We start from the raw sequence: 13,181 nt of genomic DNA, 5'->3' as shown, positions 1-13,181 counted from the left end.
AGCCGCTGGAAAACCTTGCGCCACAGCACGATCAGCCCCCGCAGAATCGGCGACGTCGTCGCCGCAGCGCTACACCTCACCCATTTCGAATACCGGTACCTCAACGAACCTTGCTGAGATCACGTCAATAGCCGATGTCCCTGTGGCGACGTGCGCCGCGAAGCCATCACCGACGCGCTATGACGCGCAGCACCTGCCGAATCTCGTGGACGGCAACTGGACCGGCTCTACGTTTCACAAACTGTGGCGGGCCGCGCTCTTTTGCAGCAGATCGATCCCTGCTTATCCACTCACTCCAACGACAGTCCGGACACATGCTGTCACCTAATTGCGTCTTTCGGCGGCTCACATTGTGGGGCGGCTGTCCGCACAGAAGTGTCGAACAATTGCGCTCTCCCGTATCCGCCTCCTCCCTCCGCGGGAGACGCATCGCACCATTCCCATAGGCAGGTGCTGATAAGTCAGGCCTGGCTCCCGCCCAGGCCTTCCGAGGATTCGCATTACATCGCCGAGCAGACGTAGGGGGCCAGGCTGCAGGAGCCGTCGACTGCTGGTCTCCCGCCGACCCGAGCAACGATCGGCACGTCCGGTTGAACCCGCCGGTCATTCCGCGCAAGACAGCCCTATTGCCGGCGGCCGGCTCCTCAGCAGTGCGCCTGTCAGCCATCAGCTCACCAGCTGTACGAACGTCAGCGACCCGGTGGTCAGCAGACCGAAGGTCAACACTCCACCCACCAGCGGCCCCTCGGCGGCCGACCTCGGCATAAGCGACCCACTCATCAACAACCAGCCAGCCGTTGACCGGAGGGTCACCGACGCCGCCATCGGAGATGATCAGTTTCCGACACCAGCAACCGGCGCCCGGGGTGGCCGCCGCCCTCCGAGAAGCAATGAACTCACCATCGACGAGTGGTTGCTCATGGGGGCGCATGACAACCGCTCGGCGCCCAGCGGCCCGATCAACAACAGGCCGCGAGTCAGTGATCGGAGCGCCAGTAGCCCTCCACCTCATGGCGTGACTCGCGGAGACCCGCCACATGGTCTCCCCGATCAACCGTGACTCTTCGATCAGCCGCTGGAGCAGCCTGAGCACCCTCAGAACCGTGAAGATCGGACGCCGCAACATCAGCGAGCCGCCCGTCTTTGGGTTCGTCATCGATGAGCTGACGGTTGGTGACCAGGTCCTCCGCGACCGGCCCATGAGCGATCCGCACGTCAACGACCCGTCGAAGAACTGCCCCCATGTCAACAGCCCGGCCCACAACGGTCTGCTCCTCTGCGACCCGCAGGCCGGCAGCCCGCTCGTCGACGACCGACGAAACAGTCACCAGACCACCATCACGACGCGCCCCGGCCCACGCTGCCGCAGCCCCCGGCGCGGCAACGGCTCGCCGCGGCGGGACAACGGCTCGCCGCGGCGCGGCAACGCGCTGCGGCGCAACGTCGGCCCGAGACCCAACGTCGGCCCGATTCGCAACGTCGGCCCGAGACGCGACGTCAGTTCGAGACGCAACACCGGCCCGAGACGCGACGTCAGTTCGAGACGCGACGTCAGTTCGAGACGCGACGTCAGTTCGAGACGCGACGTCAGTTCGAGACGCGACGTCAGTTCGAGACGCGACGCCGGCCCGAGACCCGTCGTCAGTTCGAGACGCAACACCGGTCGGAGACGCAACGTCGGCTTCAAACACGACGTCGGTTTCGGACGCGACAGATTGAGGCGCGGCATCGGAATTGGGCGCGGACGGTGCTGGGCGCCGGCGGATGGCGTCCCCCTGATCACCAGACCCGGTTGTTATGGCCGAATCGCGGGAGCGTCGCAATTTCTCGGCGTGCCGTTGAGCCAATCCCCACTTGCGGTGGCGCTCGTGTTCACGGCGAAAGGCGTCACGCTCCGGCGAATAATTGCGGGACGCGGTCCGATCACGCATTGCAGCAACCTCAAGCCTGGTGAACAACTGCATCTGCGCCATAAGCAATTGTCCCGCAGCGCAGCCGCCCTTCGTCAGTAATTGATCATGCCATAATGGAAAGCGCCAGCACGCTTCTCAAGCATCTTGCTCAGCGCCAAGATTGATGATCATCTAGATCGCTGACAGAACGATGTTCGAAAGATTGACGCGACCCCAGCGACGGCATCGGCGCCGGCGCTCGACCAACCAACCCACCGACCGATCTGGAGACTTACAGCATTGTCGCCGGCCGCAAGCCGCTGATAGGTCGGAACGCGAGTGGGCCCCGCCTTATCGATGTCCGGGGTATTCCGGCCTGTCGCGGCCAGCCAGCAGGATGCGAAGAACCACTTCTCGTGGACCGCCGTCCAGGCGGCTTGGCGCTCCTCGATGACGGTCAGACTGGCTACGGGTTACGAGGGACCCAACGAAGCGGCAGGCTACACATATGGGCGTGCAACGGCGTCAAATCTTGACTGGTACAGCGATCGGCCTAGTGGCCGCGTCCCTGTTCTTGTTCACCACGGACTCTCTGTCATCTCGGCAGCGGGTTCTCGTCGCGATGGGTTCAATGGTCGCGGCCGTTGCAGGGCTGGTTGTGGCAGCACTCGTGCTCAACAGGCGCAGATAGGCGCCGGTCCGGCCATCTGGCGACGGTTCGGCACGAGAGCTCCTTCGTGATGATCTTGCAGGTCTCGAAGTCGGCGACACGCCGCCCCACGCTGACCCTGGCCAACGCCACGACGCCGGAAAGGCTCGAACGCAATCAGACCTTGGATCGCGCAGCCCCAGCTCAGTCGTCGAGTTCGACCGGGAGGGACTGCCACAGGTCGCCCGGACGTTGGCGGTCGGCGCGGTGACCGACTTCCAGCCGCGCCACCACGGCGAGCGAAGGATCGTCGTCGACCAGGTGGACCATGGCGTCGATGACACAGGCGCCGTCGAGGTTCGGGTCGTTGACGCCGTCCAGCACGATCCAGGAGTTGTCGGCCGTGTGGACGACGGCGAGCGCGGGCAACTCGCCGTCGGCGACCGTCCGTTGCACCATCGCACCGAGTTGAGGCGGGAAGCTGCTGTCGGGGAAGGGGAACGGCACGTGCTGGAACACTTCGTGGGCCACGATCGCACATCCTCCCATCAACAGCGATCAACACCAGGCGCGCGTACGGGATCCCGGCTACACGGCACCCGGGCGCGGATGGCTCCGGTGCGCTTGACGTTGTGCTCGGTCACCTGCGCCCCGGAGGCGCGGTCGGTACTGCCCATCGTGGATCGTCCGACGGCGCACACACCGGCCGCAGGGTCGTCTCACGGTGGGGTTGTGCTGCCGGCCTCGAGTGGCGCCCGCGGCGGGGCTCGAAAACGGGCAGGTCGCGCGTTACCTCCTGCGCGCATGGAACATGGAAGCGACGCACGAAACAGATGCCCGCAGGCCGTCGTGGGCGACGGATAAGTCGTCCTCAATGAGGCGACCCGACTCGTAACAAGTGTTTTGCGGTCGCCCCGGCCTGATCGTCCGCCTGTTACGGTGCCGGACGATGCGGGGCCGAAGCGATGCCCAAGCCCGGCATCCGTGCGGCTTGCCGCGAGAGCCCGACGACCTGGTGCCCGCCGCGTTCCCGGACCACACGCCATCCCTGGACGTCACGGTAGTAGCGGACCAACTCGGGCACGATGGTGCCTCGACGGACGCACGTCCGGCCGGTGCGCGCGGCGTGGTCGAGCACCCACCACGCCAGACGGCACCCGAGTCGTTGCCCGGCGAATCGGGGATCGGTGACGGTTCCGGTCATGAACAGCGCCGGCTCGGTGCGTTCGGCTTCGGTCCACAGCCACTCGGGGGACTCATCGAGCAGGGTGGTGCAGCCGATGACCTCACCGCCACCGGTGAGTACCCAGACCGGTATGTCCGGGTGGGCGGCCTGGTCGGCGAGGTCGTCGGCGGAATCGTCCCAGTCGGGTCGGCCACGATCACGCATCCAGGCCGAGCGGGCGCGGATGAGCACAGCGATCGCAAGCACGTCATCGCGTCCGGCGGGACGCATCGTCAGGGGAGGTACGGGGCGTGCCACCTGCTCGACCCTAGGCGGGTGAGCCGGCCGCTGCAGCTACCGGCGCTTGGCCGCAGCTGCGCAGGGCGGCCTCCATGGCGAAGATCCTGCGGACCGCGCCTACGACCTGTGGACGCAGGTCGACGCGAGTCACTGCCGGCTCGGTGAACCGTGCGCTCGGATCGCGTACGGGATCGCCCGAGCCGGCCTCGACCCCGCTGTCAGAAGCCGGGGAACGTCGACCGCAGGTCGTCGAGGGTGACGTTGCCGGTGACCTTGACCGTCTCCGGGGTGTGTGGTGGGGTCAGGCGGCCCACCAGGAGCCGCAGCGCCGACTCGAGCGGGCCCTCGAAGGTGGCGGTCGGGGTGGGCGCGTCGGTCGTGAAGCGGGTCTCGTCGGCGAGGACGAGACGGTACGGGGTGTCGCCGATGGCGACGACGGCCGGGTCGGCGACGACGTCGGGCTTGGCGATGAAGCCGAGCAGGAAGCTCAGGCCGTCGCTGAGGTGCTCGGCCAGCAGGTCGGCGGTGTCGGCGGTGAGCCCGGCGGCGGGGTCGGCGGCGACGCGGATGTCCCAGCTGTGGTGGGCCACCTCGCTCAGGCGCAGTCCGGCGAACGAGGCCACCGGGACCGGCTGGGGCAGGAAGCCCGGGTTGATCTGCACCTCCTCGCGCTGCTCGGGGGTCAGGGCCTCCAGGGCCGCCACGAAGACGCCGTCCGACTCGCGCCAGCCGGCCAGTTGCTCCTCGGGGGTGAGGGCGTTCCACCGGTCCCAGACGCCCTGGTTGAAGTCCGGTCCGGGCGTCTCGGCCTCGCCGAGCTCGGCGCGGAAGGCGGCCAGCGCGATCTCGGCGCCGCTGCCCAGGTGGGAGAAGACCTGCGCGACGGTCCATTCCGAGGCGCCGGACGGGCTCGCGAGCTGGTCGGACACGAAGGCGGCGGACACCGACGCGAGAGCATCGTGCTCCGCGCGCAGCGCCGCGATGGTGCGGGCGGCAAGGGTAGTCATCTTCGTAGCCTAGATCGGGTCGGGGTGCTGGATCTCGGTGGCCTGCGACCAGACCGCCCGCCACCGCGTCCCGCCGGCCGTGGCTCGGTAGCAGTCCGTGTGCCAGCACCGCAGCGACCCGGCCGGCTGACCCTGGACGTGGATGTCGATCGCCGACCGGTATCGCAGCACGGCCAGACCGCCGTCCCGGATCACCTCGATCGGCGAGACCGCCTCGAACCGGCGGTAGTCGATCGTGCCGTTCCGGACGCCGCCCAGGTAGGTCGACCGGGACCAGGCGCCGCCGCCGGGGTGGATCAGGACGAACTCGGGCGCGTGCAGGGCTTCCAGGGTGGCCGCGTCGGCGTCGACCAGGGCCCGGAGACGCCTCTTCTCGAGGTCGGCCAGGTCGGCGTTCTCTGTGGACATCGGCCGACGGTACGGCCGGAATGCCACAGCCGGGAGTAGCGTGGGCCGCGGTGCCGACATCCGGGGGGGATCGATGCCTTCGAAGGTCTTCGTCTCGTACAGCTCGCGCGACCGGCTGGCCGCTCTGCGGATCAAGGAGATCGCCGAGGCGGACGGTCACCACGTCTGGCTGGACCAGTTCGACATCCGGCCCGGCGCCGCGCTCACCGGCGAGCTGCGGGACAACGTCATCGCCGCCGACGTGCTGTGCCTTCTGCTCACCCCGGCCGCGGCGGCGTCGCCGTGGGTGCTGGAGGAGATTCGCTTCGCGCTTTCGGCCGAGTCCGGGCCGGTACGGATCCTGCCGGTGCTCCTTCAGGCGACGGAGATCCCGGACGAGCTGGCCGACGTGGTCGCGGTCGACGCCGGTCGCGGCCTGGCCGACGACGCCGTCGTGCTGCGCGTGCGCCGGGCGCTCGGCGGGGACGTGCCGGACGGGGCGATTCTCGACGCCACCCGCCGCGCCGAGCTGGCCGACCGGGCCGCGGCCGACGCCGCCGAGGAGCGCTGGCCGCAGCTGCGGGCCCGGCTGGCCCGGGTGATCGACGACCCGATCCGGGAGCTGCAGGTGACCGTCGACCAGGACACCTGGCCGGATTCCGAGCGCTCGGTCCTGGAGATCGTCCTCGACATCGACATCTTCCTCGGCTCGCTGCACCTGCTGCTCGCGCCGTACGTCGAGGGCCACACCTGGCGGCCGGGGTCCGGGCTGGACGAGCGGCCGCCGGACGACTTCCTGGGCCGGACCGAGCCGCGGGTCGACGGCCGGCTGCTGTGGGCCGGTCGCACGGTCGTCGCCGATCGCACGCTGGACGCCACCGACCTCGGCGAGACCCCTTTGAAACTGCCGTTCCGCCTGGCCGGTGACGAGTACACCGGCGACGAGCGCAGGGCCACGATGGCCCTGCTGGAGCGGTTCGAGCTGCCGAGCCTGCGTCACCTCGTCGACTCCCGGTCGACCGTGACCGTGTGGCGGCATCCGCGGGAGGCCGGCGAACCGGAACGGGTCGACCCCGATCGGAGCGGTCTGCGGCTTCGCCTCGAGGTCCCGTTGCGGGTCGACGACACCGGCCTGTACGGGTTCCGGCTGTGGAGCACCCACGACCGGGACGACACCGTGCTGCTGCGCTCGCCGACGCCGGCCGGGTGCTCCACCGCGGTGGAGCGGGAGGCGCTGTTGTCGCTGCACCGCAACACCGGTTTGCGGGCGGCGCAGAATGCGTTGGAACGCCGTCGCCGCCTCACCGAGGCCGTCGCGCGCACCGCCCCGGTGCCCGAGGAGGACCGCTGGGCCGCTTTCACGCTGGCCGTACGGCGGGCGGACGTCCCCCGGTCCCGCGGCGCCCACCGCCAGGCCGCCGAACTGGTCCAGGACGCTCTCGACTACCTGCCCTCACCGATCGATCCGGCGACGCTTTCCTACAACCGGGCTTTCCTTGTCATCGGCGCCCTGATGGCGCTGGTCGACGACGTGATGACGTTCGGCGGCAACCGGGAGGCGGTGGCCTACTACGGGAACTGGGTGACCGAGCTGGCCCGCGGCCTGTGCGCGGCCCAGCCCGGCGAGCCCGACTTCGCCCGGGTGCTGAGCATGCTCGTCATGGACCGGGACGAGTCGATCGCCATCCTGGACGGGCTGGTCGCCGCCGACCCCCTGCCCTGGCGGTTGGCCGAGGCCCGGCGAGCCCGAGCCGAACCCTGACCGGCGCGCCCGCACGTCGAGCGGCACCGCCTCAGCGGATCCGGCGCAGGGTGCGGCGACCGGCCACGATCGCGGCTCCGGCCAGCAGGGCGGCGGCGGCCACCGCGGTCAGCAGCATCGTGAGCGGGCGGGGCCAGGCGGCCAGCGGCAGGGCCGGGGGGTCGAGGCCGGCCAGGGGCAGGGCCCAGCCGGTCAGCCACCAACCCAGCAGGGCGACGCCCAGGCCGGCCACGACGGCCGCCAGCACCAGCACCGGATAGGTCCACAGGGTCGCCTGGCGCAGGGCCGAGCGGGTCAGGCCCTGGCCGCGCAGGGCCGACAGGTCCTCCACCCGGCGGTCCCGGTCGACCGCGGCCGCCAGCACCAGCGCCCCGGCGGCCAGGGCCGTGGCCAGCCCCGCGACGATCACGTAGAACCACAGGGCGACGGCCGGGCCCTGTTTGTCGAGTCGAGCCCGCACGTCGGCGGCGCGCAGGTCGCCCGTCACCGTGACGCCGTGCGCGGTCAGCCGGTCGACGATGTCGCCCGGGGCGTCACCGGTGAGCCAGACCATGGCGTTGCTGCTGGCCGCGCCGTCCGTGGCCAGGCGGTCGGCGTAGTCCAGGTCGGTCAGCACCGCCGGCGAGCCGGCGCCGGGCACGGCGGGCAACGACAGGCGTACGTCGACCGGCGTCGACCGGGTGTCCAGGCCCTCGACGGCCGGCAGGACCGGGAGGCCGGCCACGGCGACCGGCAGCGGGTAGGGCGCCGACGCCGGGTGCACGAACATCCCGGCCGGCAGGCCGTTGAGCGACGTCACCTCGATCACCAGGCCGCCGGAGGAGGCGTCGATCCGGCCGCCCTCGGAGGCCCGCCACGCCGCGGGGTCGTTGGCCGCGCCGGCCGGGACGCCGTTGATGCTGTGCACGGTGATCAGGCCGGCCACGTCGAGCGTTCCCTGACCGCCGGCGATCCGCAGCGAGTTCAGCGTGCAGCCGCGGGCGCACCCGGGGACGGTCTGCTCGTACGCCTGCCGGCCGTTGCGCAGCACGCCCAGCTCGGCCACCTCGTCGTTGCCGCCGTTGCGCGGTGACAGCACGGCGGTCACCGCGACCGCCCGGCCCGACCGGAACTTCTCGGCCGTGATGTCGAACGAGACCTTCGCGCCGCCGACCTCGACCACAGGCCCGGCGCCGGGATGCAGCCGGCGGGCGGCCTCGGCGGCGGTCGGCCCGGTCGACGGCCACTCGGCCACCGCGGGCAGGCGCGTGGTGTCGACGCCGATGACAGCGGGGGCACCGGGATCCGACGGCAGCTTGACCGCGGCCATGGCGTACGAGCCCCGCGGGTCGACGGCCCGGACGGCGGCCAGCAGGTTCTGCCGTCCGGTCGGGCCGAGCTGCAGCACCCGGGTGGCGCCGGTGCCGAGGCCGGCTTCGGCGGTCCGCCCGCGCGCGGCCACGTCGACCGCCGCGGCCGCATAACCGATCACCGCGACCGCGGCGGTGAGCAGCGCGAACAGCCGCACCGCGCCGGGCCGGCGGGAGAGTTGCAGACCGGCCAGCGCGACGCCCAGCCGGCCCCGGCCCAGGGCGCGGCGGGCCAGCACCGTGACCAGCGGAACCAGCAGCCGGGCGGCGACCAGGGAACCGGCCACCAGCACCAGGGCCGCGGCGGCCGTGCCGACGCCGCGCAGCGTCGAGGACAGCTGCACGACGGCGATCCCGGCCAGGATGACGACGACGAGCTCGGCCGCGACGGCCCGCGCGCTGCTGGGCACGGCCGGAGCGCGGCGCAGCAGGTCGGCGACCGGCGTGGCGATCTGGCGGCGCTCGGCCAGCAGCGCGGTCAGCACCGCGGCGGCGGCCGCGACCGGCGCCCAGCGCAGCGAGCCGAGTCCCGGGTCGGCGCCCACGCCGGGGAAGCGGTAGGCGGCGAACGCGTTGACCAGCAGCTGCCCGGCCAGGCAGCCCAGGATCGCCCCGATCAGGATGGCGACCACGTTCTCGCCGGTCGCCAGCCACCAGCGCTGACCCCAGCGGGCCCCGCGCAGGGCCACGACGGCGAGCTCCGGGCGGCGACCCTCGGTGCCGTAGCCGACGGCCAAGAAGATGGTCAGGCAGGCGAGCAGCACCAGCGCGAGGGCGAGGACGGGCACGATCCGGTGCCCGGCGGCGCGGCCCGAGTCGATCCGGGCCAGCAGGCCGGGCAGTTCGCTGCGCAGCTCGACCCCGCCGCCCAGCGAGGCGAGCCCGGCCTGCACGTCGGCGAGCCCGGACCGTACGGCGGGAAGCCGGTCGACGGCGAGCGCGCCCGCGGACGGGAACGCGTCGAGACCGGCCTCGAGACCGCCGTGGTCCATGCCGCGCAGGGTGGCGCCGGTGACGAAGACCGGGTCCCCGGCCCCGGGCGGCAGGCCGGGAGCGGGCTGGGCGAAGCCCCGGGTTCCCCAGTAGACGTCGTCCGGGTCGGGAACCTGGTAGAAGCCGGCGACCAGGAACCGTTTGGCGGTGCCCTCGGGAACGTAGAAGGCCGGCTCGCCGCGCGGCACGATCCGGACGGCGAAGGTCAGCCCGATCGCATCGCCCGGCGTCAGCTTGAGGCGCTTGCCGGTGGCCTCGGGCAGGACGATGTCGGACTCGCCGATCAGGCAGCGGCCCGACGTCATCCGCACGTGGTCGCAGACGTCCTGCCGGTAGGCGAACCGGGTGGCGTACGAGGCGGAGGGCTCGAGGCCCACGGTCGGATATTCCGCCGAGTAGACGTAGTCGTAGCCGGGCAGCCCGAGCAGGGCCGAGCCGCTGCGTTCCAGGTCGGGACCGACCGGGTCGGCGCCCGGCTCGGCCTCGCGCTGATCGGCCCGGTTGGCGCGGATGTCCAGGGCCAACTCGCGCGGGGTGGCCGTCTCGACCTGGCCGGCCGCCACCGCCCGGTCGGCCGCGCGCAGATAGGCGGGCGCGGCCACGGCGGCGGCCACCCCGAACAGCGCGAGCAGCGCGACCGTGACGGCCTGCCCGCGGCGGGCCCAGACCATCGCCAGGATCAGGGCGGTCACGAGAGCTCCCCGTTCAGCCGCCGCACGGACAGCCACGTGGTCAGTCCGAGCACGACCAGCCCGGCCGCCGCGGCGATCGCCAGCGCGGCCGGACCGAGCGCGCCGGGCGGGGGGATGACGCGCCAGCCGTCCGGGAACGGCGGGGCCGTCACGGCGGCGACCGGGCGGGCGATCAGCGCGGCGACCAGCCCGCCGAGGAGCCCGGTCAGCGCCACCGAGCCCGCGCCGGCGTACGCGGTGGTCAGCGCGGCCCGGCGGGGCAGACCCTGGTGGCGCAGCGCGCGCAGGTGTTCCAGCTGCGGCTCCCGGTCGACGGCGGCGGCCACCGCCAGCAGGGTCGCGGCGATCAGGGCGGCCAGAGCCGCGGCGAACAGGCCGAACGGGGCGGTGACGACCGAGGAGCCGGCGGCCAGCTCGGCGACCCGGCCGGCCGCGGTGCGGTCGGCCAGCACGGGCAGGCCGATCGCGTCGACCACGGAGGCGGGCACGTCCGCGGTCAGCCAGACCTGCGAGGTGCCGCCCTGATCGCTGTCGCCCGCGACCCGGCGCGAGGCGTCCAGGTCGGTCAGCACGGCGTCGGCGCCCAGCACGGGCAGCACCCGGGCGACGGCGGCGACCCGTACCGGGGTGGCCACGTCACCGAAGCGGCCCAGCGTGGCGTCCTCGAAGTCCCAGGTGGCCGGGAACTTCCCGGCCCACACGACCGGCAGCGGCAACGGCGAGTCGACCACCGCGACCTTGGTGGCGCCGGCCGGGACGGTGGCCAGGGTGAGCCCGCCGGGACCGGCCGCGATGCGCAGCGCCGGGGTGCTGAAGTCGCCGCGCCAGTGGGTCACGTCGCCCAGCCCGGCCGCGTCGACCACCGTGCCGGACGGGTTCTGCTGGGTCAGCGACCGGATGGTGACCGACCCGGTGTCCGAGCCCTCCGGGGTGAACAGCTCCCAGCCGACCAGGCGGCAGCCGGGCGCCACGGCGCAGGCCGGCACCCCCACCGACACCGACTGCGGGCCCCGCCGGATGCCTTTGAACTCCACCCGTACGCCCTCGCCGGTGCCCTCGTGCTGCAGGATCGCGCCGAGCAGCGTGGTGGTGCGCCGCTGGCTGGTCACCGCCACGGTCAGCCGGTCGCCGGTGACCGGCGGCAGCAGCGCCGGTGGCCGGGCGGCCAGGGCGCCGACGGGGCCGTACTCGGAACGCCAGGTGGCCACGGTGGCCAGCCGGCTGCTGTCCACGGCGAGGACCGGCGGGGTGCCGCCGGTGTCCACGACGGCGGCCATCGCGTACCGGCCGGCCGGGTCGGCCTGGCGCACGGCCCGCAGCAACTCGGTGCGGGAGGCCGCCGTCACGGTCAGCACCCGGGCCGCGCCCAGCTCGACGTCGGCGCGTTCGACCCGCTCGGTGCGGCCGGCCGCGAAGGTGCCCAGCGTGAGCGCCATCAGCGCCACGGCGACGACGACCACGGCGAAGACCCGGTCGGTGCCGGGCTGACGCGAGACCCGTACGGCGGTCAGGCCCAGCCGCACCCGTCCGGCGCGCAGCGCCACCGCGCCCACCCGGTCGGCCACCCGGCGCAGCACCCGGGCCAGCAGCAGCCCGACGGCCAGCGCGACCAGCGGGGCCGCCACCACGCCGAGGCCGCTGCCACCGGACCGGGCCTGATAGACCGCGCCGCCCGCCAGCGCGACGAGGGCCAGGTCGACGACGCCGGAACGCCAGTCCCGCCGGGCCGACGGCACCCGCCGCAGCAGCACCGCGATCGGGGCGCGCAGCTGCAGCGCGTCGACCGCGAGCAGGACGAACAGGCCGATGCCGAGCACCACGACCACCAGGCCCAGCGACAGCAGCAGGCCGACCCACAGCTCCACGCGTACCGGAAGGCCCCGGGCCAGCGGCCAGGCGACGAGGAAGCCGGCCACCCAGCCCACCAGGCCACCGCCGGCCAGCGGGAGCAGATGCTGGCTGAGGGCCAGGCGCAGGATGCCCCGGGCGGTGCTGCCGCGCAGCTTGAGCAGGCCGGCGTCGGCGCGCCGCTCCCGGCCGGTGAAACGGCCGGCCAGGGCGAGCGCGAACCAGGCCAGGACGGCGACCAGCCCGGCCGCCACGGCCACCCCCTGGGCGACGGCGATGCGTTCGGCCCGCACCCGGTCGACCAGTTTGCCGGTCGGGGCGAGAAGCTCCAGCTGCTGCCCGGCAAAGCGCGGGGCCGCCTGGTTGACGAGCCCGTTCAGGTCGTACGCGCCGTCGCCGCGCAGCAACGGCAGGGGCACCTCGACGTCCCAGGCGTAGACCGGGCGGGTCAGCGTCGGATCGCGGAACGTGTCGAGCGAGGTGAACAGCGGGTCGAGCGAGCCCTGCGCCCGGAACAGCTTGTCGCTCCAGTAGGGACCGTTCGGGTCGGTCGGCTGATAGACGGCGGACACCCGGAACGTCAGCGGGGTCACCGAGGTGGCCGCCCGCACCCGGAACGTGTCGCCGGCCTTCAACCGCAGGCGGGCCGCGGTGTCGGCGCTGATCGCGGCGTCGTCGGCGGCCGCGGGGCAGGCCCCGGCGAGCCGGGCGTGCTCGCAGAACCCGTCGCGGTAGGCGATCGGCAGCCCGGTCGACGCGCCACCCTGACCGGGGTAGACGTACGTGCCGTCGGCGATCGCGCCCAGCACCGGCGTGGCGCCGGGCAGGGGCAGCAGGCCGCGCGCGGTCGAGGCCAGGGCGTCGAGCGCGCCGCGCGGGTCGTCGGTGCCCTCGCCGGCCTGGCGCACGAGGATGACCCGCTCCTCGACCGGCGCCGAGGTCACCTCGTTGCCGGCCGACCGCGACGACACGGTCAGCCCGTACCACGCGGCGCAACTCGCCGCCGTCGCGAGCAGGGCCGCGAGCAGCGCCACCAGCAACGCCGGGCCGGAGCGCCGGCGAACGGCGCCCAAGGCTATGTAGTACATCGGTTCCGATCCCCCGTCGTGCTCGACCCACCGACACTCTGGTACCGCC

At 72.8% G+C, this 13,181-nt stretch carries 8 protein-coding genes; 2 read left to right on the top strand and 6 right to left on the bottom strand.

Features of this window, described 5'->3' with window-relative positions; genetic code table 11:
* Nucleotides 1–1,037 precede the first annotated feature (1,037 nt).
* Nucleotides 1,038–2,012 carry a hypothetical protein gene (locus tag HJC40_RS36960; RefSeq protein WP_250008149.1) on the top strand — a complete coding sequence of 325 codons (975 nt, stop codon included), beginning with the start codon at nt 1,038–1,040 and terminating at the stop codon, nt 2,010–2,012.
* A gap of 733 nt (nt 2,013–2,745) precedes the next feature.
* On the opposite strand, the gene HJC40_RS36955 is transcribed toward HJC40_RS36960, so the two are convergent.
* The 4 genes from HJC40_RS36955 to HJC40_RS36940 all read right to left on the bottom strand — a co-directional run bounded on the left by HJC40_RS36955 (nt 2,746) and on the right by HJC40_RS36940 (nt 5,421).
* Entirely contained in the window at nt 2,746–3,072 is a 327-nt protein-coding gene (locus HJC40_RS36955) for a hypothetical protein (RefSeq protein ID WP_250008148.1), read from the bottom strand.
* Between the two features lie 403 nt (nt 3,073–3,475).
* Nucleotides 3,476–4,024, bottom strand: coding sequence for a GNAT family N-acetyltransferase (locus HJC40_RS36950; protein ID WP_250008147.1), 549 nt, complete (start codon nt 4,022–4,024; stop codon nt 3,476–3,478).
* 200 nt (nt 4,025–4,224) lie between these two features.
* Nucleotides 4,225–5,013, bottom strand: a complete 789-nt coding sequence (locus HJC40_RS36945) for a maleylpyruvate isomerase N-terminal domain-containing protein (protein WP_250008146.1) — start codon at nt 5,011–5,013, stop codon at nt 4,225–4,227.
* A gap of 9 nt (nt 5,014–5,022) precedes the next feature.
* Nucleotides 5,023–5,421: a nuclear transport factor 2 family protein gene (locus HJC40_RS36940; RefSeq protein ID WP_250008144.1), complete on the bottom strand. Its 399-nt coding sequence runs from the start codon at nt 5,419–5,421 to the stop codon at nt 5,023–5,025.
* Nucleotides 5,422–5,494: 73 nt separating this feature from the next.
* On the opposite strand from HJC40_RS36940, the gene HJC40_RS36935 reads away from it, so the two are divergent.
* Nucleotides 5,495–7,162, top strand: coding sequence for a toll/interleukin-1 receptor domain-containing protein (locus HJC40_RS36935; RefSeq protein ID WP_250008143.1), 1,668 nt, complete (start codon nt 5,495–5,497; stop codon nt 7,160–7,162).
* A gap of 31 nt (nt 7,163–7,193) precedes the next feature.
* Here HJC40_RS36935 and HJC40_RS36930 read toward each other — a convergent pair whose 3' ends face one another.
* Nucleotides 7,194–10,196 carry an FtsX-like permease family protein gene (locus HJC40_RS36930; RefSeq protein WP_250008142.1) on the bottom strand — a complete coding sequence of 1,001 codons (3,003 nt, stop codon included), beginning with the start codon at nt 10,194–10,196 and terminating at the stop codon, nt 7,194–7,196.
* Nucleotides 10,193–13,132 (bottom strand): FtsX-like permease family protein, encoded by a 2,940-nt coding sequence (locus tag HJC40_RS36925; RefSeq protein WP_250008141.1) that lies wholly within the window; start codon nt 13,130–13,132, stop codon nt 10,193–10,195. The genes HJC40_RS36930 and HJC40_RS36925 overlap by 4 nt, the downstream gene beginning before the upstream one ends.
* Nucleotides 13,133–13,181: the final 49 nt, after the last annotated feature.

The organism is Actinoplanes sp. M2I2 (assembly GCF_023544445.1).
In the GTDB taxonomy this organism is placed as follows: Bacteria; Actinomycetota; Actinomycetes; order Mycobacteriales; family Micromonosporaceae; genus Actinoplanes.
The sequence above is the reverse complement of the archived record's forward strand: the minus strand, read 5'-3'. Positions and strand labels throughout refer to the sequence as shown.

Bases quoted from the DNA above. Each gene is read 5' to 3' on its own strand.
- HJC40_RS36925 (WP_250008141.1), bottom strand. From the start codon at position 13,132: ATGTACTACATAGCCTTGGGCGCCGTTCGCCGGCGCTCCGGCCCGGCG.
- HJC40_RS36945 (WP_250008146.1), bottom strand. From the start codon at position 5,013: ATGACTACCCTTGCCGCCCGCACCATCGCGGCGCTGCGCGCGGAGCAC.
- HJC40_RS36960 (WP_250008149.1), top strand. From the start codon at position 1,038: ATGGTCTCCCCGATCAACCGTGACTCTTCGATCAGCCGCTGGAGCAGC.
- HJC40_RS36940 (WP_250008144.1), bottom strand. From the start codon at position 5,421: ATGTCCACAGAGAACGCCGACCTGGCCGACCTCGAGAAGAGGCGTCTC.
- HJC40_RS36935 (WP_250008143.1), top strand. From the start codon at position 5,495: ATGCCTTCGAAGGTCTTCGTCTCGTACAGCTCGCGCGACCGGCTGGCC.